Origin of the sequence: Parasaccharibacter sp. TMW2.1882 (genome assembly GCF_023337635.1) — a bacterium.
Classification (GTDB): Bacteria; Pseudomonadota; Alphaproteobacteria; order Acetobacterales; family Acetobacteraceae; genus Bombella; species Bombella apis.
In genome coordinates, this window is the sequence record NZ_NWUT01000002.1 from 71,853 (window position 1) to 95,823 (window position 23,971).

At 60.8% G+C, this 23,971-nt stretch carries 19 protein-coding genes; 11 read left to right on the forward strand and 8 right to left on the reverse strand.

Going from position 1 to position 23,971, the window contains the following annotated elements:
- Position 1 precedes the first annotated feature (1 nt).
- From CO583_RS05970 to rsmA, 5 genes are read left to right on the forward strand one after another with little or no spacing between them, the layout of a single operon-like run.
- The gene (locus CO583_RS05970) at positions 2-1,180 is read left to right on the forward strand and encodes an LptF/LptG family permease (protein ID WP_248630613.1); all 1,179 of its coding nucleotides are present in this window, start codon (positions 2-4) and stop codon (positions 1,178-1,180) included.
- 29 nt (positions 1,181-1,209) lie between these two features.
- Positions 1,210-2,328, forward strand: a complete 1,119-nt coding sequence (gene lptG, locus CO583_RS05975; protein ID WP_081562877.1) for an LPS export ABC transporter permease LptG — start codon at positions 1,210-1,212, stop codon at positions 2,326-2,328.
- Positions 2,328-4,748 (forward strand): LPS-assembly protein LptD, encoded by a 2,421-nt coding sequence (locus CO583_RS05980; protein WP_103765207.1) that lies wholly within the window; start codon positions 2,328-2,330, stop codon positions 4,746-4,748. Before lptG ends, CO583_RS05980 begins: the two co-directional genes overlap by 1 nt.
- Positions 4,745-6,145 carry a peptidylprolyl isomerase gene (locus tag CO583_RS05985; RefSeq protein ID WP_043557899.1) on the forward strand — a complete coding sequence of 467 codons (1,401 nt, stop codon included), beginning with the start codon at positions 4,745-4,747 and terminating at the stop codon, positions 6,143-6,145. Before CO583_RS05980 ends, CO583_RS05985 begins: the two co-directional genes overlap by 4 nt.
- Positions 6,142-6,993, forward strand: coding sequence for a 16S rRNA (adenine(1518)-N(6)/adenine(1519)-N(6))-dimethyltransferase RsmA (gene rsmA, locus CO583_RS05990; RefSeq protein WP_248630614.1), 852 nt, complete (start codon positions 6,142-6,144; stop codon positions 6,991-6,993). Before CO583_RS05985 ends, rsmA begins: the two co-directional genes overlap by 4 nt.
- A 60-nt stretch (positions 6,994-7,053) precedes the next feature.
- On the opposite strand, the gene CO583_RS05995 is transcribed toward rsmA, so the two are convergent.
- From CO583_RS05995 to dnaG, 6 genes are all read right to left on the reverse strand, one after another.
- On the reverse strand, positions 7,054-8,295 hold the full coding sequence (locus tag CO583_RS05995; RefSeq protein WP_043557898.1) for a cyclopropane-fatty-acyl-phospholipid synthase family protein: 1,242 nt from the start codon (positions 8,293-8,295) through the stop codon (positions 7,054-7,056).
- A gap of 234 nt (positions 8,296-8,529) precedes the next feature.
- Entirely contained in the window at positions 8,530-9,150 is a 621-nt protein-coding gene (rplI, locus tag CO583_RS06000; RefSeq protein ID WP_043557897.1) for a 50S ribosomal protein L9, read from the reverse strand.
- Between the two features lie 10 nt (positions 9,151-9,160).
- Positions 9,161-9,445 carry a 30S ribosomal protein S18 gene (rpsR, locus tag CO583_RS06005; RefSeq protein WP_043557896.1) on the reverse strand — a complete coding sequence of 95 codons (285 nt, stop codon included), beginning with the start codon at positions 9,443-9,445 and terminating at the stop codon, positions 9,161-9,163.
- 6 nt (positions 9,446-9,451) lie between these two features.
- Complete coding sequence (gene rpsF / locus CO583_RS06010; protein WP_043557894.1) at positions 9,452-9,901, reverse strand: 30S ribosomal protein S6; 450 nt, start codon at positions 9,899-9,901, stop codon at positions 9,452-9,454.
- A gap of 192 nt (positions 9,902-10,093) precedes the next feature.
- A complete protein-coding gene (rpoD, locus tag CO583_RS06015) occupies positions 10,094-12,037 on the reverse strand; it encodes an RNA polymerase sigma factor RpoD (RefSeq protein WP_043557893.1) in 1,944 nt (647 codons plus the stop codon).
- 147 nt (positions 12,038-12,184) lie between these two features.
- Entirely contained in the window at positions 12,185-14,038 is a 1,854-nt protein-coding gene (gene dnaG, locus CO583_RS06020) for a DNA primase (protein ID WP_081562872.1), read from the reverse strand.
- 131 nt (positions 14,039-14,169) lie between these two features.
- Between dnaG and CO583_RS06025 the strand changes: the two genes are divergently transcribed.
- Together CO583_RS06025 and CO583_RS06030 are read left to right on the forward strand one after the other, a co-directional pair.
- Entirely contained in the window at positions 14,170-15,108 is a 939-nt protein-coding gene (locus CO583_RS06025) for a DMT family transporter (RefSeq protein WP_248630616.1), read from the forward strand.
- Positions 15,109-15,190: 82 nt separating this feature from the next.
- Positions 15,191-16,144 (forward strand): DMT family transporter, encoded by a 954-nt coding sequence (locus CO583_RS06030; protein ID WP_081562871.1) that lies wholly within the window; start codon positions 15,191-15,193, stop codon positions 16,142-16,144.
- Between the two features lie 67 nt (positions 16,145-16,211).
- Here CO583_RS06030 and CO583_RS06035 read toward each other — a convergent pair whose 3' ends face one another.
- On the reverse strand, positions 16,212-16,664 hold the full coding sequence (locus CO583_RS06035) for a GatB/YqeY domain-containing protein (RefSeq protein ID WP_043557888.1): 453 nt from the start codon (positions 16,662-16,664) through the stop codon (positions 16,212-16,214).
- A gap of 260 nt (positions 16,665-16,924) precedes the next feature.
- Between CO583_RS06035 and carA the strand changes: the two genes are divergently transcribed.
- The 4 genes from carA to CO583_RS06055 all read left to right on the forward strand — a co-directional run bounded on the left by carA (position 16,925) and on the right by CO583_RS06055 (position 23,395).
- Positions 16,925-18,304, forward strand: a complete 1,380-nt coding sequence (gene carA / locus CO583_RS06040) for a glutamine-hydrolyzing carbamoyl-phosphate synthase small subunit (RefSeq protein ID WP_086431254.1) — start codon at positions 16,925-16,927, stop codon at positions 18,302-18,304.
- Positions 18,305-18,307: 3 nt separating this feature from the next.
- Positions 18,308-21,562, forward strand: coding sequence for a carbamoyl-phosphate synthase large subunit (carB, locus tag CO583_RS06045; protein ID WP_081562870.1), 3,255 nt, complete (start codon positions 18,308-18,310; stop codon positions 21,560-21,562).
- 139 nt (positions 21,563-21,701) lie between these two features.
- Positions 21,702-22,175, forward strand: a complete 474-nt coding sequence (gene greA, locus CO583_RS06050) for a transcription elongation factor GreA (protein WP_043557883.1) — start codon at positions 21,702-21,704, stop codon at positions 22,173-22,175.
- The gene (locus CO583_RS06055) at positions 22,175-23,395 is read left to right on the forward strand and encodes a threonine ammonia-lyase (protein ID WP_043557881.1); all 1,221 of its coding nucleotides are present in this window, start codon (positions 22,175-22,177) and stop codon (positions 23,393-23,395) included. Before greA ends, CO583_RS06055 begins: the two co-directional genes overlap by 1 nt.
- A 73-nt stretch (positions 23,396-23,468) precedes the next feature.
- Here the strand turns inward: CO583_RS06055 and msrB are convergent, their stop codons facing one another.
- Positions 23,469-23,876 carry a peptide-methionine (R)-S-oxide reductase MsrB gene (gene msrB / locus CO583_RS06060; RefSeq protein ID WP_043557880.1) on the reverse strand — a complete coding sequence of 136 codons (408 nt, stop codon included), beginning with the start codon at positions 23,874-23,876 and terminating at the stop codon, positions 23,469-23,471.
- Positions 23,877-23,971 lie beyond the last annotated feature (95 nt).

The following is a 23,971-nucleotide window of genomic DNA, read 5'->3' on the forward strand; positions in this document are numbered from 1 at the left end:
CATGGCCCGGCTCCTCCATGCAGGCAGGGGCGGGCGCCTCATAAAACCCGAAAGGCTCCTCCCCCTGCGGGAACGTTACATCCTCCAGCACCTGCTTCTGGGACTGGCCGCCCTGACGGGCGGAGCCACTGCCCTGATATGGCTGACCCAGTCGCTGCATTTCATCGGCATGATCGTCCAGCACGGTCTCTCCCTGCCAGCCTTCCTGCATCTGACCCTGCTGATGCTCCCCTCCTTCATCACCGTCATTCTGCCGGTGACCTGCTTCCTCGTCATTCTCTGGGTCTATCAGCGGCTGGACAGTGACCGGGAACTGACCATCCTCCAGGCTACCGGTCTGTCCCCTCTACGACTAGCCTGCCCCGGCCTGCTCTGCGCCGGTTTTGCCACTCTGACAGCTTATGGATTGAGCCTGTGGGGGGCACCTCTCGCCTATCATCACTTCCACCGGTATGAGCTGGAAATCCGCAACCGGGCGGCCGCCTTCCTGCTGGAAGAAGGGGTCTTCACCCCCATCTCGAAAGCCATGACCGTTTATGTCCGTGAACGCCGCAGCGATGACAGTTTTGGTGGTATCATGATTGAGGACAACCGGGTTCCGGCCAATCCCGTGACCATCCTTGCCGAGGATGGGCTGGCAGAGCCGCACGGCAATACGCTGCGCCTGATCCTGCATAACGGCTCCCGCCAGACACTCAACCGCCGGACCGGGGAACTGAGTACCCTGCTCTTCCAGCTTGAAACGCTGGATTTCGGCTCCCCACATGACCAGGCCCTCAACCCGGACGTGGCGGAACTGACCATGTCCCAGCTTTTCCACCCACAGGGCGATCTGTCCCCCCATGCACGCAACAAGCTGCTCATCGAAGGCTGGACACGCCTGACCGGCCCGCTGGCCTGCCTGTCCTACGGCATGATCGGACTGCTCTGCGTGCTGCGGGGGCGTTTCAGCCGCCATGGCAACATCATCCGGCCAACAGTGGCCATCCTGAGCGTCGTGGGGCTGATGATCCTGTCCCTGATGCTCAAGAATCTGGCGGAAAGAGACCCATCACTCGTGCCCCTGCTATGGACGGAGGTTCTGCTGCCCATTACCCTCGGGGGAGGGCTTCTGCTGTGGGATGCCACCCGCCGTTACAGGCTGTCCGCCACCCCTGTTCCCTCCCCGGCCTCCCGCTAGCCCGACACGACAGAGAGCGCTGCGCCCCCATGGTCCATTCCGGTTTCTCTTTCACTCTTGCCCGTTATGTCGGCCGCCGGTTCGTCATGACAACGTGCCTGACCCTATTGGCCCTGACCGGACTGATCTCCCTGTTTGACTTCATCGACCTCCTCCGTCGGGCTGCCGCCCATCCAGAGGCTGGCCTCATGCGCGTGCTGGAAATCACCGCCCTGCATGTGCCGTATTATGTGATCTATATCCTGCCCTTTGCCATATTGCTGGGGGGTGTGATCTGTTTCTCCCGTCTGGCCCGGTCTTCCGAACTTGTCGTAACCCGGGCGGCGGGAATATCCGCCTGGCAGGTTCTCACCAGCCCTGCGCTCTGTGCCGCGCTGATGGGACTTGCCGTCAGTGCCGGGCTGTCGCCCCTTTCCTCCTTCAGCTACGGGCTGGCGGCCCAGCTGGACAAGACATGGCTGCGGGGCCAGCACGACCATGACGGAACCCGTTTTTCCGATCTATGGATACGGGACCCCGGCAATCCGGCTGCCCATGGTGATGTCATTTTTCATATCGGCACACTCCAGCAGCAGGGCCGGACCCTGCGCGGGCAGGCCATCACCATCTTCCGGCTGGGTCATGACATGACACTCCAGCAGCGGATGGAAGTCTCCGAAGGTCTGCTTGCGGATGGCTTGTGGAGACTCCATGGCGTTCTTGTCCTTTCGGATGGCCATCCCCCACAATGGAAAAATGACAGCCTGTTCCCCTCCGGAATCACTGCGGAAACCTTAAAACAGCGCACCCTTCCGGCTGATGCCCTGTCCCTCTGGGCATTGCCCGGAGTGATTAAACTGTTGCGTCATTCCGGTTTTTCCACGATACCTTATCGTCTCCACTTTCAAGGGCTACTGGCCCTTCCTATGCTGGCCGTCACCATGACGCTTGTTTCCGCCGGTTTTTCCATGCGCCCAGCCGGGCGGGGCGGGATCATGCGCATGCTGGGCGTTGGTGTCACCGCTGGCTTTGCCCTTTTTGCTGTCTCCAAAATAGCCGAGCAGCTGGGAAAGTCTGGAGCTCTACCCCCGTTCCCTGCTGCATGGGGTCCGGCGGGTGCCGGTTTGTGTCTTGCCGCAGCCCTGCTGCTGCACTTGGAGGATGGCTGATGCCACTGTCTGATGACTTTCCATTCCGCGCTGGAAAGCCCCGGTCACTGCTTAGCCAGGCCCTTGCAGGAACAGCCCTGGGGGCCCTGCTTCAGGTCATTCCTGCCTCTGCCCAGCCCGCCCCGCAGACCACTCCCGACAGCACGGCAGCCATGGCGGGCACAGCTCCCCGGGCAAAAGCCCCGAAGAATGCCCGCACTCTGCCCTCCAGCCCGACGACGGACAGTTCAGCAGATGGGCGTGTTTCCAGCTCAGACCCGGTGACGTATCTGGCCGACCATGAAAGCTACGATAAAACCGGGCTGCTCATTCTGGAGGGGAATGTCCGCCTCTGGCAGGGCGAGCAGACCCTCCGGGCTGATACGGTCACCTACGACCGGGCAGCAGGCATCATCAGGGCCATCCATCATGTAGCCCTGACACAGCCTGACGGGACCATCGCCTACGCTGACCATGTCGAGCTGGCCCACGGCATGAAAGATGCTGTCAGCTCCTCCATGTATGTCCGCATGCCAGATGAGGCCAAACTCTCCAGCAGCGGCATGCGCCGGAGCAACAGCCGCGTGACGGATTTCGCCAACCCCGTCTATACGGCCTGTCCCGTCTGTGCGGCTCACCCCGAGCGCTCACCTGTCTGGGACATCAAGGCCCATGGCATGACGCAGGACAAGGACAACCAGAACATAGAGTTCGACCGGGCCTGGCTGCATGTCCTTGGTGTGCCGGTCTTCTATTTTCCTTATCTGCCTGTCACGGATCCCAGCTCACAACGCCACAGTGGCCTGCTGAATTTCAATGTCAAACCCCATGACCATTATCTGGGTACGGTCTTCAGCCTGCCCTATTACTGGGTCATTGACGGACATCAGGACGCCACCTTCACACCGCTGGTCTCCACCAAATCCGGCCCGCAGCTTTCCACCATCTACCGCAACCGCCTGAACAACGGTTATATCCGTTTTGAGGGCGGGGTGGCTGATGACACCCTGCGGGGACGGCCCTTCTACAACGCCTTTGGCGAGCTCAGCAACGGCGGGAAAGAACACGGCGCACAGGCCTATATCGCCAGCCGTGGCGAGTTCAATCTCTCTCCGCACTGGCGGGTTGGCTTCAATGCCAATCGTGCCACCTCAGCCAACTACATGCGCGACTACAGCCTGCCAGGCTATGGCAACGACACGCTCAATTCCAACGCCTATCTGGAAGGCTTCGGGGTCGGCTCCTATCTCCGGCTGGATACGCAGGTCTATCAGGGGCTGAACCAGGGGCTCATCAACAACAGGGACCTGCCCTATTCCCTGCCCCGCTTCACCTATGAGTTCCAGGGAGAGCCGGACCGGCTCGGCGGGCGGCTGAGCATCCACACGACCGATTTCGTGGTCCTGCGCGAGCGTGGTGCCAACGACCAGCGTGGCGAGCTTGCCCTCCAGTGGGACCGCCCATGGACCAACCGTTGGGGACAGCAATGGGTGCTGACCGCTCGTGTTGACTCCATGCTCTACCACGCCACCCGCATGCATGAGCAGCCGCTCTATGAAAATGCAGGCTCCCATGTCCGGGGGCAGGCCCAGCCGACGGTGGCTGTCAAGGTCAGCTGGCCCTTTCTCCGCTCCTTTGCCAAAGGGCATGGCACGCAGGTTCTTGAGCCCATCGTGCAGCTGATCGCCGCCCCCAATACCGGTAATGCCCTGCACAGACAGCTCCCCAATGAAGACAGCTTCGCCTACGAGTTCAACGATACGACGCTGTTCGCGCTGAACCGGTACATGGGCACCGACCGGCTTGATGGTGGCCTGCGGGCCAATGTCGGCCTGCATCAGAACTGGAGCTGGAATGGCCGCTCCATCGACATGCTGATCGGGGAGAGCTTCATCGAGCACCCCACCCGTGGTGGTCCGGCCTATCTTGCCTATTCTGGTGTCCAGCACACCTTCTCCGACCCTGTCGGACGGATCCAGATGACACCGTCGCGCTTTTTCGACCTGACAGCCCGCGGGCGCTTCAATCCCTACAGCCGGAGCTTCGATTACGGGGAAGGGCTCGTTTCTGCCGGGCTGCCTTTCCTGCGTGTGTCGGCCGGGTATGTCTATGAGCCGATAACATCATATTACTATTACTACACCCCGCATTTCAGACATCTGAACCCCACAATCCTGAACAATCCCTATCTCAGCAAGACAAGCGAGATCAGCGGGGGCGTCACGGGCCGGTGGAAACATGTCCATTTCGCCTACTACACACGGCGCAGTATTTCCCGTAAGGAATTTGTGGCGAATGGTGGGGTAATCGGCTACTCTAACGACTGTCTCACAACAAATTTCTATGTCTCCCGTCAGAACACCCGCATTGGGGGACGGCGCCCCAGACTGTCTGTCGGCTTCAGCATTTCACTCAGATCTCTCGGTACGTTCGGAAAATGATCTTGACCACGTCCTTCTGCTCCCGTCTCTCCCGCTCCACCCTTCTGCCCCTGACAGCCTGCGCCGCCCTGATGGTCGGCGGTGGCGCCGTGGCCGCCCGCCATGGGCAGGCCCCAGCCCAGAAGCAGGCAGCTGCGACCCCATCAGACCAGGCAGGTTCTCCCTCTGCCCTGACAGAAGACCAGATCATTGCGATCGTGAACGGGCAGATCCTCACACAGCGTGATGTGGAAGACCGGGCCCGGCTGTTTGCCGTTTCCACCGGGCTGCCCCTCACCCCCGAAATCATGGCACGGATGCGCAGCCAGCTCATCAACCAGCTGATTGATGAACGGCTGAAAATGCAGGAAATCCTTGGCCGACACATCAATGTCGAACCTGAGCAGATTGCCGAGGCTATCCACACCATTGAGGCCCGCAATGGCATGCCGGAAAATGCCCTGCGGAACCGCCTGAAAGCGGATGGCATCTCCCTGACGACCCTGATCGACCAGCTGCGTGTCCAGATCGGCTGGATGCAGGTTCTCCGGGAAGACCTCGGCGTTCGCAGCCGTGTGACCCCCCTCCAGATCACACAGCGTGAGCAGGCCCTTCAGAATGAAGCAGGCCGCCCGCAATATTTCATCAGTGAAATCTTCATCCCTGTCATTGATCCCCGTCATGATGAGACGGAACTCTCCTTTGTGAAGACCATCATCACACAGCTGCGCAACGGAGCTCCCTTTCCCATCGTGGCAGCCCAGTTCTCACAGGACCAGTCCGCCCTTCAGGGGGGCTCCCGCGGATGGATGCAGGAAGACAACATCGAGCCGGAAGTGCTTTCCGTCATCAGAAAAATGCCGGAAAATGCCATCTCCAACCCCATCAAGGTTCCCGGCGGTTATGCCATTGTCACTGTTCATGCCCGCCGGACCATCGGCAAGCAGATGGGGACACTCCTCAGCATGAGGCAGGCTTTCTTCCCCTTCAGCTCTGCCCTGAATCCAGCTGAACCGACAGACCAGCAGAAGCTCTCCCTCCAGAAAGCTCTTCATGCGTCCCAGACCATCAAAAGCTGCAATGAGATGGAGAGCCTGAACACCTCCCTGGGCAATACCCGCCCCAGCAATCCTGGCCTTCAGGTCATGGAGCGTCTTGCGCCACAGATGCGGCAGGTCGTGGAAAAAATCCCCACGGGGCATGTCTCCCGCCCGCTTGTGGCACCGGATGGCATTGCGCTCATCATGATCTGCTCCCGTGAAGAACGCAATCTGGCACAGCAGACACCCGGCCAGATTGCCGACCAGCTGATGAATGAACGTGTTGAGCAGGCCTCCCAGCAGCTCCAGCGTTCCCTGCGCCGCCACGCCATCATCAAGCTCCGTCCGGCCGCCAAAACCGTATTGTCCCACGGATGACACCCGAGACTGCCCTGCCCCCCCTTCCTTCCCTGCGGGAGAGCATCCGGGCGCATGGGCTGGACGCCCTCAAGACACTCGGCCAGCACTTCCTGCTGGACCCCACGCTCTGCATGCGCATTGCCGCTCTGGGCGGCAATCTGACCGACAGTCACGTCGTGGAGATCGGTCCCGGGCCGGGGGGGCTGACCCGGGCCCTGCTGCAATCCAATGCCAAAAGCGTTCATGCTGTTGAAATTGACCGACGGGCCTGGCCTCTCCTTGAAGAGCTTCAGACCCATTATCCAGACCAGCTGCACATCGTCCGCCAGGATGCGCTGAAACTGGATGCGGCCCAGCTCGCCCCCGCCCCCCGACAGATCATCGCCAATCTGCCCTATAATGTCGCCACCCCTCTTCTTGTAGGCTGGCTACGACAGGCCGGCCAATGGTCCCGCATGGCTCTGATGTTCCAGAAAGAGGTGGCTGAACGGGTCTGCGCCGCCCCCGGCACCTCCGCTTACGGGCGGCTGGCCGTTCTTTCACAATGGTGCGCTGACTGCTCCATCGCCTTGACCCTGCCACCGGGGGCCTTCTCACCACCACCCAAGGTCCACTCAGCTGTGGCGCTCATCATCCCTCATGCTGAGCAGCCTTCTCCGGCCTTGTTCAAGGCCATGGAACAGGTCACGGCAGCCGCCTTCGGGCAGCGCCGCAAGATGCTGCGGGCTGCGCTAAAACCCATCAAGGGGGCCATACTGCTGGAAGAAACCGGCATCGACCCGACCAGACGGGCAGAGACGCTCTCCATTGCCGAATTTGACAGCCTCGCCCGCTGTCATCTCCAGCAAAAGCAGAACGATACATAAACAGAAAGCCCCCCATCATTTATCTGGGGGGCTTTCTTCTTCACGGACCTATCGACAGGCTCAACCTCCCGTCTTCGCTCTGTCTTTTTCCCGCTGGGCATTTTCAGCCTCAAACATGTAATCACGAGTCAGCGGTACCGCTTCAATGCCCCGGGTAATCTGAAGCTGGAAGTTCATATGCCCCTGAATACGGAAGGCCAGCTCACTGGCCAGCAGATAAAGCTCGAACATCCGCACGAAACGGTCATCATACAGGGCCCGTATCTTTTCCCTGTTCCCATCAAAACGCTTCCGCCAGTGTGCCAGTGTCTTGGCGTAATGCAGGCGCCAGACCTCGCAATCCGTCAACCACAGACCTGTCTGCTCCAGTGCAGCCAGTGTCTCGCTCAGGGCCGGAGAATAACCGCCGGGGAAAATATATTTCGAAATCCACGGATTGGTCATGCCCGGCCCATCCATCCGCCCGATGGAATGAATGACCGCCACGCCATCCGGTTTCAGAAGCCGCTTGATGTGGTTGAAGAAGGTCTCATACTGCCGCACCCCGACATGCTCGAACATGCCGACAGACACGATACGGTCGAACTGCTTTTTCAGCGTCCGGTAATCCAGCAGCTCAAATGACACAAGATGATCCAGCTTCTCATCCTGTGCCCTCTTACGGGCCACCTGAAGCTGTTCAACGGACAGGGTAATACCCGTCACCTTTGCACCGTAATCCCGGGCAAGCGTCAGGGCCATGCCACCCCAGCCACAGCCAATATCCAGAACCTCCAGCCCCGGCTGATTCAGGTTCAGCTTGGCAGCAATGTGCCGCTTCTTGGCACGCTGAGCATCATCAAGCGACATGCCATCATGCTCGAAATAGGCGCAGGAATACTGTCTGTCCTTATCGAGAAACAGCTCATACAGGCTGCCATTGAGGTCATAATGATGAGCGACATTGCTGCGGGAACGCTTGAGCGAGTTCAGAGGGCGCAGCACACGGCTGACATAACGCAGCCTGCCGCTGATATCCTCACTCAACAGCCCTCCACGCTCCACATTGGGTATGATGACCCACAGGACGTCCTCCAGCGAACAGCCATCAGGCACGACCGTGCCGTTCATATATTCTTCACCGAAGGCAAGCGCCGGTTTGAGAGCCAGTGCCCTCTCCGCTGCGGCTGTAAGGATCCGGACAGCAGCCCTGCGCCCCGGCCTTTCTCCCTGATACTGTCGCACCGTGCCGTCGCTATAGGTCACGGACAGGCTACCAAAATAAATGAAGCGCTTCAGCAGAGCATCAAGAACCGATTTCATGCGTTATTCCATCCTGATTCGGAACGAAACAGGTCTGTTGCTACCAACCCCCTGCTTCAACTGCTTTTTCAGACTTTGGCATAGTCCAGCAATATGGCAAGCCCCCCCAGCATACTGGAAAAACGTCATCAGCTGAAAGGCGTCACTTTCTTCCCGCCCCCAAAAAGAAAAAACCCGGCAGACGCCTTGCCTGCCGGGTTCTTCTGGACGATGTCCGAAAGGAATGATCGAAGATCAGCCCTCGTGACCAGCGCCTTCAGCAACTTCGCCTTCAGCTGCCAGAGCAGCGGACTCAGCCGCAGCCTCTTCAGCAGCCTGCTCGGCATGAAGCTCACCGAGGATGTTGTCCTCTTCCTCTTCATGACCGACGGCCTCACCACGGGCCTGACGCTCGGCCTCTTCCTCAGAACGGGCCACATTGACCGTGATCTGGATGGAAACTTCCGGGTGCAGGATGATGCGGGCTTCCACAAGGCCAAGAACCTTGATCGGCTCATCCAGCACAACCTGCTGGCGGGCCACTGTCAGGCCAGCAGCCGTAGCAGCGGCAGCGATGTCACGCGGTGTCACGGAGCCATAGAGGCTGCCGCTGTCACCAGCCTGACGGATCAGCGTCACGCTCAGGCCATGCATACGCTCGGAAAGACGCTCAGCCTCTTCACGCTTGCGGATGTTCTGGGCTTCCAGCTGAGCGCGCTCGTTATCAAAACGGGCACGGTTTGCAGCCGTGGCACGCAGGGCCTTGCCCTTGGGCAGGAGGAAGTTGCGGGCATAACCCGGCTTCACGCGGACGACGTCGCCCATCTGGCCGAGATTTTCCACACGCTGAAGCAGAATCAGTGATGTCTGGGACATGTCGTGCTCCTCAGTTTACAACGTAAGGGAGCAGGGCGAGGAAGCGGGCGCGCTTGATCGCCTGCGCCAGTTCACGCTGCTTTTTGGCCGACACTGCCGTGATGCGGCTGGGAACGATCTTGCCACGCTCGGACAGGAAACGGCTCAGAAGACGCACGTCCTTGTAGTCGATCTTCGGAGCGTTCGCACCGGAGAACGGGCAGGATTTCCGACGGCGGTAGAAGGGACGACGTGCCCCAACAGCCAGACGGCGGGAGGCAGGGTTGACTGCCGGTGTCGTGTTTGTGTCTGACATGGTTTCTTACTCCGCTGCAGCCGCGTTGTGATCGCGCGTCTCTGAGGAATCGTTATGACGACGGCCGCCACGACCGCTCTCATAACGCCCACCGCTGCGAGCCCCACCACGGGACCCACGGTCACCACGATCATCCTTGCGGGACAGGATCGGGGACGGTGTCTCATCGATCTCATCAACACGGAGTGTCAGCAGACGCAGGACATCGTCATGCAGGCCCATCTGACGGCTCATCTCGTTCATGGCCTCGACCGGGGCTTCAATCCCCAGCAGGACATAATGGCCCTTGCGGTTCTTCTTGATGCGGTAAGCAAGGGTACGCAGCCCCCAGAACTCACGCTTGCGGATGGTCCCGCCGTGCTCGCCAAGAATACCGGAGATGTTCTCGACCAGGGTTTCAACCTGAGCCTGAGAGACATCGTTACGTGCAATCAGCACGGTCTCATAAAGTGGCATGAAAACTCCCTTCGGATAAGGTCAACCCGGACCAGCCCAGTGCTGGCCTGACCGCACTCCCCCAATGAAGGAGTGCCGGGTATAGCCGTTGCGCCGCCATAGCGCACGGCAGGGAAAGCGGCCTTTAAGCACAAAAACGGCCCAAAGGCAAGGAAAACCGGCAGGGCCCGAGGCCCTTACCGGCAAACCGGATCAATCATCAAGGAAGGAGCGCAGCTTGCGGCTGCGGCTCGGATGCTTGAGCTTGCGGAGCGCCTTGGCCTCAATCTGGCGGATACGCTCACGGGTCACATTGAACTGCTGGCCCACTTCCTCCAGCGTGTGATCGGTGTTCATGCCGATACCAAAGCGCATACGCAGCACACGCTCCTCACGAGGCGTCAGAGAGGCCAGAACACGGGTCGTTGCCTCACGCAGGTTCGTCTGGATGGCGGCATCCAGCGGAATGACGGCGGTCTTGTCCTCAATGAAGTCACCAAGGTGGCTGTCTTCCTCATCACCGATCGGTGTCTCAAGGGAAATCGGTTCCTTGGCGATCTTGAGGACCTTGCGGACTTTCTCCAGCGGCATACCCAGCTTCTCGGCCAGTTCTTCCGGGGCGGGCTCACGGCCAATTTCATGCAGCATCTGCCGGGATGTCCGCACCAGCTTGTTGATCGTCTCGATCATATGCACGGGGATACGGATCGTCTTGGCCTGATCGGCGATGGAGCGGGTGATGGCCTGACGTATCCACCATGTCGCATAGGTGGAGAACTTGTAGCCACGGCGATATTCGAACTTGTCTACCGCCTTCATCAGGCCGATGTTCCCTTCCTGGATCAGGTCAAGGAACTGAAGGCCACGATTGGTGTATTTCTTGGCAATGGAGATCACCAGCCGCAGATTGGCCTCAATCATCTCCTTCTTTGCCCGGGTGGAATCACGTTCCCCACGGGAAATGGTCTGATAGACCAGACGGAACTCATCCACCGGCAGGCCAGTTTCCTTGGCCAGGGCAGCCACTTCGTCCCGCATTTTCTCAAGGGCGGGGAGGTGCTTGCTTGTCAGGGTTTTCCAGCCTTTGCCGGGAAGCTGGCAGATGCCTTCGATCCAGTCCGGCGCCAGCTCCTGATGACGATACCGGTCCATGAAATCTTCACGGGGAATCTTGCATGTTTCTGCCAGACGCAGCATCCGCCCCTCAACGGCATTCAGCTTCTGCACATGAGCCTTCAGGGATTGGACCAGCTCCTCAATACGATTGTTGTGCAGGCGCATCCGCTCCACAAGAGCGACAAGCTCCGTCCGCAGCTTGTTATATTTCTTCTCGTCCGTATCGGACGGGGACCGCCCTTCCAGCAGGACCTTGAGACGCTGGCTCTGCATCTTTATCAGCTTCTGATAAAGTGGCTCGAAGGCTTCAAACAGCAGCATGATGTCCGGGCGGAGTTTTTCCTCCAGCGCAGAGAGTGACAGGCCACTCCCCTCGCTGCCACTGCCATCTCCATCACTGTCCTCAGACTCGTCATCCGGTTCGTTCTCTTCCTCGGATGTCAGGTCTTCCATATCCTCTGGCGATTCAGGGTCGCTCTGGCTGGCCTCAAGATCGATCACCTCACGCAGGAGCAGCGTCTCGTTCTTGAGCTGCTCATACCAGCCCAGGATGGACTGGAAGGTCAGCGGGCTGCGGCACAGCCCTCCGATCATCTCTCCACGCCCGGCCTCAATACGCTTGGCAATGGCAATCTCACCCTCACGGGAAAGGAGCTCCACCGCTCCCATCTCACGGAGATACATGCGGACAGGGTCATCCGTCCGGCTGGCCGCAACAGCATCGACATTACCACCATTCGCCTCGTCATCCGAGGCGTCGTCATTGCCAGAACGGTCTTCGCTACTGCCCTCTTCTTCCTCCTTGTCCACGCTTTCGACCACCTGTATCCCCATTTCGGAGAGGGCAGCCATGACATCCTCGATCTGCTCGGAAGACATCTTGTCCTGCGGGAGGATGGCATTCAGTTCATCAAACGTGATGTGACCGGCAGACCGCCCCTTGGCAATCAGCTTCTTGACGGCCGAGGACTGCACATCAAGCGGAGAACTGTCCTGCTCTGGTGCATTCCTGTCTGATCCAGAGGCTGATTTTGTGGCCATGCGTCTCTCCGTCAACTTTACTCGAAAGCCAGTAATGGGGCAGCTTGGAATTGGTTAATCCAGCCCTCCAAGTCAAGGACCGGGGCACCAGAAAGTTGCGATTGCGTGCTTTATCCCGGGCATCGGGCTCAACGTCCATCCGCCACTTCAGCCGTCTTCCGGCTCCAGCTGCGGGCTTTCTCCCCGGCGGAGGGCAAACAGCACGTTCTGCTTGGCCTGCATCGCCGCCAGTAATGTCCGCTTCGTTGCCTCATCCGATTCGGATGAAGAATTCAGAAGCTGCTCCACTGTCCGGCGCACCTCTTCTTCCACTGTTTCCTGAAGTGTCCTGAGATTTTCCAGCGCATAGAAATGCCACCAGAGCTTCATGACCGCCTGCATGCGGTCCTCATCATCCTCCACCCGCACCTGCCGGGGCATGGAACTGCTGCACAGTGCTGCCACCGCATCTGCCAGCCCCTGCCCGGCCATCCACTCCCGGCAGCTTTCCGCCGTCAGGGCACCGGTACATTCATCAGCCCAGCTCAACAGGGCCGTACGGATGTCGGCGAGAGAGCCCGACAGGGCCAGCGCATTATACTCCCGGTCAATACCCGGCAATATGTCCGGATGCTGGAGCAGGATGGCCGTGAGAATGTTCAGCCGTTCACCACTGCCCTCCTCTACGGTGCGCTCCGCTGAGACCGGAATGACAGAGGCGGTCATGCTGTCCTGCTGCCCACGCCTCCCCCATCCCGGCTTCTGACGGCGATAGCGGGCGAAGAACATATCGTTCAACGTGCTGCGATATTCACCAGCCAGCACCTTGTCCGGAATCATCCGGGCCAGGGCATTGAGTTTCTCCCGCAAGGCCGCCCGCCGCTCGGGCGTCGGGTCACGCTCCTGCGCTGTCAGCAGGCCGAACAGCTCTTCTTCCATCGGGCGGGCAGCCGCAAGACGGCGCTCCATGCCCTGTACGCCCTCCCGCCGGAGAAGGGAATCAGGGTCATCTCCACCATCCAGACGACAGAACCGCAGGCTGCGCCCGACCTTCAGCAATGGCAGGGCAACCTCGCAGGACCGCAGGGCCGCACGCTGCCCGGCGCCATCACCATCAAAACAGATGATGGGCGTGTCCGTCATCCGCCAGAGCAGCTCCAGCTGCTCATCGCCCAGAGCCGTACCCAATGGCGCCACAGCCCCGGCAAAACCTGCCTGAGCCATGGCAATGACATCCATGTACCCTTCCACCACCACGGCTTTTGCGCCCTTGTGGATGGCCTGCCGTGCCAGATCGATATTGAAGAGTGTCCGTCTTTTGGAAAAGATTTCTGTCTCTGGCCCATTCAGATATTTGGGCTGGCCATCCCCCAGAACACGCCCGCCGAAAGAGATGATCCGCCCCTTCCTGTCCCGGATCGGAAACATGACCCGGTTGAAGAACAGCTCGCCCTTGGCGTGCCCATTTTCATCGGTCCGCATCAGCCCGACCTGAACCAGCGTCGCCGCTGTAATGTTTTTCCCTTCCAGCGCCTTCAGCAGGGAGCGCCCGTCACCAGACCAGCCGAGCCCGAAACGCTCCAGCGTCTCTTCACTCAGGCCACGCTTCTGCAGGTAATCCAGCCCGGCACGACCTTCCGGCTGGTAGAGCCTGCTGCGATAGATGGCCTGGACCTCATCCATGACATCATGCAGGGTCTGCCGGACACGGGCCTTCTCGACCTGCCGCGGGTCATCAGCCGGAACCTCCATCCCGGCTTCCGACGCCAACCGCTCGACAGCCTCACGGAACCCGGCCCCCTCACTCTGCATGATGTAGCTGATCGCATCACCATGTGCGCCACAGCCAAAGCAGTGATAGTGATCATCATAGATGTAAAGCGAAGGCGTCTTTTCCCCATGAAAGGGGCAGCAGACTTTCCAGTTCCGGCCGGACCGGACCAGCTTGTTCCGCCGGCCGAACAGGGATGTAAGGGATGTCCGCTGGCGCAGTTCATCAAGAAACGCAGTGTCTATGGCCATGCACACACTGTGACACTCTCCCCCCCAAAAAGGAAGATGCTCCCGATTCCCCCTTGACGAAAGAACCCCAAACTTCAACACACGACAGGTCACACCCTCCATTCCAGAGCAGAGAGCGGGCCTTTCTTTTCATGACACGTTCCACCTTCACCGGCATTGCCTGCGGCGCCGCAGCAGGAGCATTGTGGGGACTGTCCCTCCTCGCTCCGGAGCTGATCGGCCCCTTCGCACCATTGCAGCTCGCGTCTGTCCGGTTCGTCACCTATGGGGTCATCGCCCTGCTGCTGCTCGCTCCGAAGCTGAAGACACTCCTTCCCCATCTGGGTGTTGCCGAATGGTGGGGCCTGCTGGGGCTCAGCCTGATGGGCAACATCATCTATTACAGCCTGCTCAGCACGGCCGTGCAGCTCTGTGGCGTAGCCATGCCCTCGCTGATCGTCGGTTTCATCCCTGTCACGGTGACCCTCGTGGGAGCACTGCGGCATGATTCCACCCTGCATGTCCGCCAGCTTGTCCCTTCCATGCTGCTCAGTGCAGGCGGCATTGTCTGCATCGCCTGGCAGAATTTTCACAATGCCTCTCCCCAGCATCAGGGCGGCCTCTGGGTCCAGCTGGCCGGGCTGCTCATGGCGGCCTGTGCCCTGCTCAGCTGGACAGGCTTTGTCGTCAAGAACGCCAACTGGCTGCGGCGGCTTGACCACATCACCCACAATGACTGGAACCTGCTGACGGGTCTCGTCACCGGGGCTCTCGCCCTGCTCATGCTGCCTCTGGCCTTCCTGCTGCCGCAGCATCTGCCCGCCACGGGCTGGGCGCATTTCCTCATGGTTGCCTGCGGGATGGGCCTGCTGGCCTCGGTCGTGGCCAATGCGTTCTGGAACAGCATGACACGCCTGCTGCCCCTGACGATGGTCGGGCAGATGATCCTGTTCGAGACGCTCTTCTCCCTGTTCTACGGCTTCCTCTGGGAGCAGCGTTTTCCCCGGCCTCTGGAGGCCTGCGCCATCGTTCTGGCCATCAGTGGGGTCATCTCCTGCGTCCGTGCCCACGGTCCGGCGAAGCACGGCTGAACACTCTTCCCTCTTGACGCAGGCACCATTACCTACAACACAGGCCCATATCGCATAATTAACAATTCAAGAATGAGCCTGCATGACACGTTCCATCCTCATGGGCACCGCTTATGGTGCCATGGCGGGAGCATTCTGGGGGATAACATTTCTCGCCCCGGAGCTTGTCGCCCCGTTCACGCCTTTTCAGCTGGCAACGCTGCGCTATCTGACCTTCGGGATTGTCTCCCTTCTCATCCTTCTCCCACGCCTGAAAACGCTGCTGCCACACCTTACCTTCAAGGCATTCCGGGCGCTCGTACTTCTCGCCATACTGGGCAGCGTGGGCTATTACAGCATGATGGGCGTGGCCATCCAGCTGAGCGGCGTAGCCATGCCATCCCTCATCATCGGCTTCATCCCCGTCACGGTGACACTGGCTGGCATCTGTCGCCATAATGCCGTTGTCACATTCCGCCAGCTCATCCCATCCATCCTGCTCAGCACGGCGGGCATCCTCTGCATCTCCTGGCAGAATTTCTTTGTCGGCTCCGCCCTGCATCATACCGGCCCGCTGCTACAGGCCGTCGGCCTGCTGATGGCCATCGGGTCCCTGCTGGGCTGGACACTGTTCAATGTCATCAACTCTGACTGGCTGAAAAAGCTGGATCACATCACGAGCGATGAATGGAACCTGCTGACGGGCGTCATGGCCGGTATCCTGTCGCTGGTCATTCTTCTGCCAGCCGCCTTCTTCTGGCCGGCGCACCTGCCCACGACCGGCTGGACACGCTTCATCCTCATTTCCTGCGGTGTGGGGCTGTTCTCCTCCACCATCGCCAATGCGTTCTGGAACCGCATGACCCATCTTCTGCCCCTGACGATGGTCGGGCAGATGATCCTGTTCGAAACGCTCTTCTCGCTGATCTACGGCTTCCTCTGGGAGCAGCGCCTGCCCACCATATGGGAAGCTGCTGCCTTCCTGCTCTCCGTCAGCGGCGTTCTGGCCTGTGTCCGGGCCCACAAGAACAACGAAGCCTCCCACTCCTACCACTGACACGAAAAACCCCGCCTGTTTCATCAGGCGGGGTTTTCACACTCCGGTCCGCAAAGCGGAAAAACCGTCAGCCGAGATGGGCCTTGACGAGACCGCTGGCCCGTCCGGCATCCAGTGCCGCACCGAAGCGACCTTTCAGCACACCCATCACCTTGCCCATGTCCTTCATGCCCTCGGCACCTGTTTCCTTCACGGCCTCGGCAATGGCTTCTTTCAGGGCATCTTCGGACAGTTCCGCCGGGAGATAGTTGCGGATGGTCTCGATTTCCGCCTCTTCCTTGGCGGCCAGTTCGGGCCGGTTGCCCTGATGGTACATGGCCGCAGACTCCGTGCGTGTCTTGATCATGGAACGCAGGGCCAGAAGGATATCATCCTCACTCACCTCCCCACTCTTGGCCCGGGCAGCGACATCAAGGTCCTTGATCTTTGCGGAAATGGCACGGATCTGCGCCACACGGTCAGACTGACCGGCCTTCATGGCTGCCTTGAGATCATCCATGATACGGGTACGGAGTGACATGATGGTTCTCTCTCTTAATGATGAGTTTATAAGTTCCATAAAGGAGCGTAAGAGGTACCAGCCCTGCACTATCCTGTCGATATTGCAGGAGTCCACAGGGAGCAGTCACAGATGCGGGAAAAAACTTCCCACCATCGCTTGTATTCCGGCACCCTCCCTCCATATGGGAAAAAACTTCCCATCACGCTCTGGCTGCCCTATGAAGGGACAGGCCCATCCGGGTTCAGAACAGACAGGGCACGAGGCAGAGCAGCAGACAGATGAACGTCGATTCACTCATCAAGAAAGCAGGCGGTGCGGCTGAAATCGCCCAGCTTACCGGTGTCAGCACCGAGGCCGTGCGCAAGTGGCGGCAGGCTGGTATGATACCCACAAAACACTGGCCTGCCCTGCTTCATGTGCCGGGGATCACCCTGGCCGACCTGAACGAGACGTCAGAGGAGACATCCGCCATGACCCACCCTACCGATGACATGCCCCCCAAAGGCGCAACGGCCGTCCTCGTGCTGGCGGATGGCTCCCATTTCTGGGGCCGTGGTTTCGGGGCTTTCAATGACGGTGCCGCAGGCGAGCTCTGCTTCTCCACCGGCATGACGGGCTATCAGGAAACACTGACAGACCCTTCCTTCGCCGGACAGATCATCACCTTCACCTTCCCCCATATCGGCAATGTCGGCACCAACGGGGATGATGACGAGGCCCCCACCATGGCGGCCCTCGGCCTCGTGGTGAAAGAAGATGTCACCGCCCCGGCCAGCTGGCGGTCCATCCAGCCACTGCAGGACTGGCTGAAAGCCCACGGGCGGGCCGGCATCAGCGGTGTGGACACACGGGGCATCACCCGCCTGCTGCGGGACAAAGGGCCGCAGAACGCCCTGCTTTTCTACCCGAAAGATGGCCGCTTCGACCTCGCCGCCCTGCGCCAGAAGGCTGCAGAATGGCCCGGTCTGGAAGGGATGGACCTCGTGAAGGAGGTTGCCCAGCCCGCCCGCAGCTGGACGAAAACCACATGGCACAACACCCGCCCCGAGCGGGCCGTAAAACGCCGTGTCGTGGCTCTGGATTACGGAGCAAAAGACAACATCCTCCGCAGCCTCGTTGCCGCTGGCTGTGAGGTGCATGTCCTCCCCGGCACCGCCACGGGTGAGGAGATCCTCGCCCTGAAGCCGGAAGGCGTCTTCCTCTCCAACGGTCCGGCCGACCCCGCCGCCACGGCCGTCTATGCTGTCCCGGCCATCCAGGCCGTCATGGAGGCGGACATTCCGGTCTTCGGCATCTGCCTCGGCCACCAGCTTCTGGCCCGGGCACTGGGCGGCACAACCTACAAGCTGGACCGTGGCCACCGTGGGGCCAACCAGCCGGTGAAGGACCTCACGACGGGCCGGGTGGAAATCACCAGCCAGAATCACGGCTTCGCCGTGGATGAGAAGTCCCTGCCCGATACCGTCAGGGTGACGCATGTCAGCCTGTTTGACGGCTCGAACGAAGGACTGGCTTCCACCGTGAAGGAAGCCTTCTCCGTCCAGTACCATCCGGAAGCCAGCCCCGGCCCGACCGACAGTTTCTACCTCTTCGAGCGGTTTGTCGCCGTGATGGACCGCCGCGCCGCAGCCCGCACAACCAGCAAGGCAGGAGCCTGACCCATGCCCAAACGCACAGATATCCGCTCCATCCTCATCATCGGTGCTGGCCCCATCGTCATCGGGCAGGCCTGCGAGTTCGACTATTCCGGCGCACAGGCCTGCAAGGCCCTGAAAGAGGAAGGCTACCGTGTCATCCTCCTGAACTCCAACCCGGCCACCATCATGACCGACCCCGGTCTGGCTGATGCCACCTACATCGAGCCCATCACGCCGGAATTTGTCGAGCGCATCATCCTCAAGGAGAAGCCCGACGCCGTCCTGCCGACCATGGGTGGCCAGACGGCCCTGAATGCCGCCATGGCACTGGACAAGTCCGGCTTCCTCACCAGGCACGGCGTGGAGCTGATCGGCGCACGGGCTGACGTGATCGACCGTGCCGAGGACCGCCTGAAGTTCCGTGAGGCCATGGATGCCATCGGCGTGGAAAGCCCCCGCAGTGCCATCGCCCACACGCTGGACGAGGCCCGCACGGCCCTGGAGCATATCGGCCTGCCTGCCATCATCCGTCCGTCCTTCACCATGGGCGGCTCCGGCGGTGGTATCGCCTATAACCGGGAGGAATTCTCCCAGATCGTGGCCAGCGGGCTGGATGCCTCCCCCACCACCGAGGTGCTGATCGAAGAATCCGTCATCGGCTGGAAAGAGTACGAGATGGAAGTGGTCCGTGACGTGGCGGACAACTGCATCATCGTCTGCTCCATCGAGAACATCGACCCGATGGGCGTCCATACCGGGGATTCCATCACCGTGGCCCCGGCCATGACGCTGACGGACAAGGAATACCAGCGGATGCGTGATGTCTCCATCGCCTGCCTGCGGGCCATCGGCGTGGAGACGGGTGGTTCCAACGTGCAGTTCGGCGTGAATCCGAAGGATGGCCGCATGGTCGTCATCGAGATGAACCCCCGCGTGTCCCGCTCCTCCGCCCTGGCCTCCAAGGCTACCGGCTTCCCGATCGCCAAGATCGCCGCCAAGCTGGCCGTGGGCTACACTCTGGATGAGCTGACGAACGACATCACCGGCACCATTCCGGCCAGCTTCGAGCCGACAATCGACTATGTCGTCACGAAAATTCCCCGCTTCACCTTCGAGAAATTCCCCAGCACGCCGGCCCTGCTCTCCACCTCCATGAAGTCCGTCGGTGAGGCGATGGCCGTGGGCCGCAGCTTCGCCGAATCCCTCCAGAAGGGCCTGCGCTCCATGGAGACGGGCCTGACAGGTCTGGACCCTGTGGAAGCCCCCGGCGATGGCTCCCCGGATGCCTACCGTGCCGCCCTCTCCGAGCCACGGCCGGAGCGCATCCTCATGGCCGCCCAGGCCTTCCGGGCCGGTCTCTCACTGGAGGACATTCAGGAAGCCTGCCATTTCGAGCCGTGGTTCCTCCGCCAGCTGGAAGGCATCATTGCGACGGAACGTGAGATCGAAGCGAACGGCCTGCCGGATGACGCCATCAGCCTGCGCCAGATCAAGGCCCAGGGCTTCTCCGACCAGCAGCTTGCCCGCCTGAGCGGCAAAAGCGTGAAGGACGTCGTCGCCCTGCGCACGAAGCTGGACGTGCTGCCCGTCTATCGCCGGATCGACACCTGTGCAGCCGAGTTCTCTTCTGACACGCCGTATCTGTATTCCACCTATGAAGGGGGCTTCGGCATCCCGGACTGTGAGAGCCGCCCGACGGACAAACAGAAAATCGTCATCCTCGGCGGTGGCCCCAACCGGATCGGTCAGGGCATCGAGTTCGACTACTGCTGCGTCCATGCCGCCTACGCCCTGCGTGAGGCCGGTTTCGAGACGATCATGGTCAACTGCAACCCGGAAACCGTCTCCACGGACTATGACACGTCCGACCGCCTCTATTTCGAGCCGCTGACGGCCGAGGACGTCATCAGCCTCGTGAAGAAGGAGATGACGAACGGCACCGTTCTGGGCTGCATCGTGCAGTATGGTGGGCAGACCCCGCTGAAGCTCTCCCGTGCGCTGGAGGAAGCGGGCATCACCCTGCTGGGCACCCCGGCCGATGCCATCGACCGTGCCGAGGACCGGGAACGCTTCCAGGCCATGCTGCGCAAGCTGGGCCTGCGCCAGCCCCGCAACGGCATCGCCCGCACCCCCGACGAGGCCCTGAAGATCGCCGAGGAAGTCGGCTATCCGGTCGTGGCCCGTCCCTCCTACGTGCTGGGTGGCCGTGCAATGGAGATCGTCTATGACAGGGCCGGTCTTTCCCATTACCTCAACACCGTCCTGCGTGCCGCCGGTGAGGATGTCTCCACCGGGCCGGTCCTGCTGGATCACTACCTGAATGAGGCCATCGAGGCCGACGTGGACTGCATTGCCGATGGTCATGATGTCTATGTCGCCGGGGTGATGGAGCATATCGAGGAAGCCGGAATCCACTCTGGCGACTCTGCCTGCTCCCTGCCGCCCTACACGCTCTCCCCGGCTCTGGTGACGGAGCTGAAGGCCCAGACCGAAGCCATGGCCCGTGAGCTGGGCATCCGTGGACTGATGAACGTGCAGTTCGCCATCAAGGATGACGAGGTGTTCGTTCTGGAGGTCAATCCCCGTGCCTCCCGCACGGTGCCTTTCGTGGCCAAGGCCACGGGTGTGCCGGTCGCCAAGATCGGGGCCCGGATCATGGCCGGAGCCAGACTGTCCGAGTTCCCGCTGGAAGGCCGGTCCGTCGCCCCACATGTGGCCGTCAAGGAAGCGGTCTTCCCCTTCAACCGCTTCTCCGGCGTTGATACGATCCTCGGGCCGGAAATGCGCTCCACTGGTGAGGTGATGGGGCTGGATGCCAACTTCGAGATGGCCTTTGCCAAATCCCAGCTGGCCGCAGGCGTAAAACTCCCCCGGACAGGCACCGTCTTCCTCTCCGTCCGGGAGAGCGACAAGGCCCATGTGCAGCCACTGGCCCGCAAGCTGGTGGAGATGGGCTTCACCATTCTTGCCACCCGTGGCACGGCGGACCGGCTCAAGGAAGCCGGTATTCCGGTCACCCGTGTCAACAAGGTGCTGGAAGGTCGCCCACACTGTGTGGATGCCATCCACTCCAACGAGGTGCAAATGGTCATCAACACCGCCCAGGGTGGCCAGTCCGCCCGGGACAGCTTTGACATCCGCCGCTCCGCCCTGACGATGAACGTGCCCCATTACACGACCATCGCCGGTGCCCGGGCAGCAACCTATGCCATCTCTGTCCTGAAGCAGAAGGAGCCGGATGTGGCGCCGCTGCAATCCTATTTCCACGGCGCCTTCTAAGAGAAGGCTTGCAGCACGCATGGCGTGCTGGTTATCCTGTCCGCCACAGCGTATGCCGCCCCGCCCTTTTCCGCTCCATGTGGAAGGGGGCGGGGCGGTGTGCCATTCATCTCTTTGTACCAGTGCGAGGATTCCCTCCATGCAGAAAAGCCCCATGACCGCCCAAGGACTGAAACGCCTTGAGGATGAGCTGCGCCAGCTCAAATCAGAGGAACGCCCCGCCGTCATCCGGGCCATTGCAGAAGCCCGCTCCCACGGGGACCTCTCCGAGAATGCGGAATACCACGCCGCCCGGGAGCGTCAGTCCTTCATCGAGGGGCGGGTGCTGGAGCTGGAGAGCCTGATCTCCACGGCCGAGGTGATTGACCCCACGACCCTCTCCGGCAGCCGCATCCAGTTCGGTGCCACGGTCGAGCTGGTGGATGAGGAAACCGACAAGGAAAGCACCTACCAGATCGTCGGCGCTCACGAAGCTGACATCAAGCAGCACCGCATTTCCATCTCCTCCCCCCTTGCCAAAGCCCTCATCGGGAAGGAAGCTGGGGACAGCGTTTCCGTCCCGGCACCGGGCGGGGACCGTACCTATGAAGTTCTGAAAGTGATCTACAAATAATGCCGGACTCTGCTTCCAAGACCAGCCTGACCTTCAACGACGTCAAAGACGCCCAGAAGCGCATTGCCGCCACCATTGCCCGTACGCCCACGATCAGCAATGTGGCCCTTTCCCGGCTGACGGAAGCAGAGATTATCATCAAGCTGGAAAATCTTCAGGCCATTGGCTCCTTCAAGGAGCGTGGAGCGGCCAACCGCATGGCCCTGCTCACGCCCGAGGAACGCAAACGGGGTGTCATCACCGTCTCGGCAGGCAACCATGCCCAGGGCGTAGGGCGGCAGGCCAGCCTGCTGGGCGTGGAAGCCACCATCGTCATGCCCCGTTTCACCCCCGCCACCAAGGTGGCCGCCACCCAGAGCTGGGGAGCCAGAGTCGTTCTGGCGGGCGAGAATTTCGACGAGGCCGTGAAAACGGCCGAAAAAATCCGTCAGGAAGAAGGCCAGACCCTCATCCACCCCTTCAATGATCCTGCCGTCATCGCCGGACAGGGCACCTGCGCTCTGGAAATGATTGAGGATGCGCCCGATCTGGACGCCATCGTGGTGCCGATCGGTGGAGGTGGCCTCATGGCCGGTTTCGTCACGGTACTGAAAGAACTCAGCCCGAAGACGAAGCTCTATGGCGTGCAGGTGGAAGGCTATTCCCCACTGGGAGCCTATCCTGAACCGCTCCGTTCCGTTCCCGGCGGGTCAACCATTGCCGAGGGCATCGCCGTCGTCCAGCCGGGCCATCACTGCCTGGATGTCATCGGCAGGAACCTTGATGGCGTGTTCGTCGTCAACGAACTCCAGGTCGAAAGTGCCATCACGACGCTGGCCGAAAAGGCCCGTCAGGTGGGCGAAGGGGCCGGAGCCACACCACTGGCCGCCATTCTGGCCAATCATGACCTCTTCAGAGGCAAGAAGGTGGGCTTTCCCATCTCCGGCGGCAACATCAATGCCCGCATCCTTGCCCATGTCATCCTCCGCTCCCTGCTGCGGGAAGGACGCATCCTGCGGCTGATCTTCCAGATTCCCGACCGCCCCGGCCTGCTGGCCGCCATCTCCGAGAAGATTGGCAGCTATGGTGGCAACATCATCGAGGTCTCCCATCACCGCCTCTTCGCCGCTCCTTCCGTGCAGACGGCAGAGCTGGTGGTGATGATCGAAGCCCGTGACACGGAACATGCCCTGGAAATCGAGCGGGAACTCTCCCGCCATTACCACGTCGAACGGGACTGACCCCCGGAACGTCCTCTGAAGCAGAAGGGAGTGGTCCCGCCCGTGTGAGACGGGGCCACTCCCTTTTTTGCGTTCAGGCTCCCTCTTCGTCCGGGACGAAATGAAGGGCCAGACCATTGGTGCAGTAACGCAGCCCCGTGGGCGGGGGGCCATCAGGGAAGACATGCCCCAGATGACCGTGACAGCCTGCGCAATGTATCTCCACCCGCACCATGCCGAGACTGCGGTCCTCACGCTCGCCCACCGCCCCGGGCACGGCCCGGAAGAAAGACGGCCAGCCTGATCCGCTCTCATATTTCGCCGTCGAGCTGAACAGCCTCTTCCCGCAGGCGGCACAGTCGTAATGACCGGGCCGTTTCTCACCATTCAGCGGGCTGGAACCCGGCGGCTCGGTTCCATGACCATGCAGGACATGCTTCTGCGCTTCACTGAGCGGCCCACAGCCACAGACGGCTGCTTTTTCAGATGTCTGGTCTTTCATCTCCACTCCTCTCCGGGGCACCATCCCGCCCCTCCGGCTGGACAGACAGCCCATTCTCCGCCACAAAAGACATACGAAAACCGATCATCGCATCT

Coding starts and splice junctions, on each gene's coding strand:
- CO583_RS05970 (WP_248630613.1), top strand. CDS start 2: ATGGCCCGGCTCCTCCATGCAGGCAGGGGCGGGCGCCTCATAAAACCC.
- lptG (WP_081562877.1), top strand. CDS start 1,210: ATGGTCCATTCCGGTTTCTCTTTCACTCTTGCCCGTTATGTCGGCCGC.
- CO583_RS05980 (WP_103765207.1), top strand. CDS start 2,328: ATGCCACTGTCTGATGACTTTCCATTCCGCGCTGGAAAGCCCCGGTCA.
- CO583_RS05985 (WP_043557899.1), top strand. CDS start 4,745: ATGATCTTGACCACGTCCTTCTGCTCCCGTCTCTCCCGCTCCACCCTT.
- rsmA (WP_248630614.1), top strand. CDS start 6,142: ATGACACCCGAGACTGCCCTGCCCCCCCTTCCTTCCCTGCGGGAGAGC.
- CO583_RS05995 (WP_043557898.1), bottom strand. CDS start 8,295: ATGAAATCGGTTCTTGATGCTCTGCTGAAGCGCTTCATTTATTTTGGT.
- rplI (WP_043557897.1), bottom strand. CDS start 9,150: ATGTCCCAGACATCACTGATTCTGCTTCAGCGTGTGGAAAATCTCGGC.
- rpsR (WP_043557896.1), bottom strand. CDS start 9,445: ATGTCAGACACAAACACGACACCGGCAGTCAACCCTGCCTCCCGCCGT.
- rpsF (WP_043557894.1), bottom strand. CDS start 9,901: ATGCCACTTTATGAGACCGTGCTGATTGCACGTAACGATGTCTCTCAG.
- rpoD (WP_043557893.1), bottom strand. CDS start 12,037: ATGGCCACAAAATCAGCCTCTGGATCAGACAGGAATGCACCAGAGCAG.
- dnaG (WP_081562872.1), bottom strand. CDS start 14,038: ATGGCCATAGACACTGCGTTTCTTGATGAACTGCGCCAGCGGACATCC.
- CO583_RS06025 (WP_248630616.1), top strand. CDS start 14,170: ATGACACGTTCCACCTTCACCGGCATTGCCTGCGGCGCCGCAGCAGGA.
- CO583_RS06030 (WP_081562871.1), top strand. CDS start 15,191: ATGACACGTTCCATCCTCATGGGCACCGCTTATGGTGCCATGGCGGGA.
- CO583_RS06035 (WP_043557888.1), bottom strand. CDS start 16,664: ATGTCACTCCGTACCCGTATCATGGATGATCTCAAGGCAGCCATGAAG.
- carA (WP_086431254.1), top strand. CDS start 16,925: ATGAACGTCGATTCACTCATCAAGAAAGCAGGCGGTGCGGCTGAAATC.
- carB (WP_081562870.1), top strand. CDS start 18,308: ATGCCCAAACGCACAGATATCCGCTCCATCCTCATCATCGGTGCTGGC.
- greA (WP_043557883.1), top strand. CDS start 21,702: ATGCAGAAAAGCCCCATGACCGCCCAAGGACTGAAACGCCTTGAGGAT.
- CO583_RS06055 (WP_043557881.1), top strand. CDS start 22,175: ATGCCGGACTCTGCTTCCAAGACCAGCCTGACCTTCAACGACGTCAAA.
- msrB (WP_043557880.1), bottom strand. CDS start 23,876: ATGAAAGACCAGACATCTGAAAAAGCAGCCGTCTGTGGCTGTGGGCCG.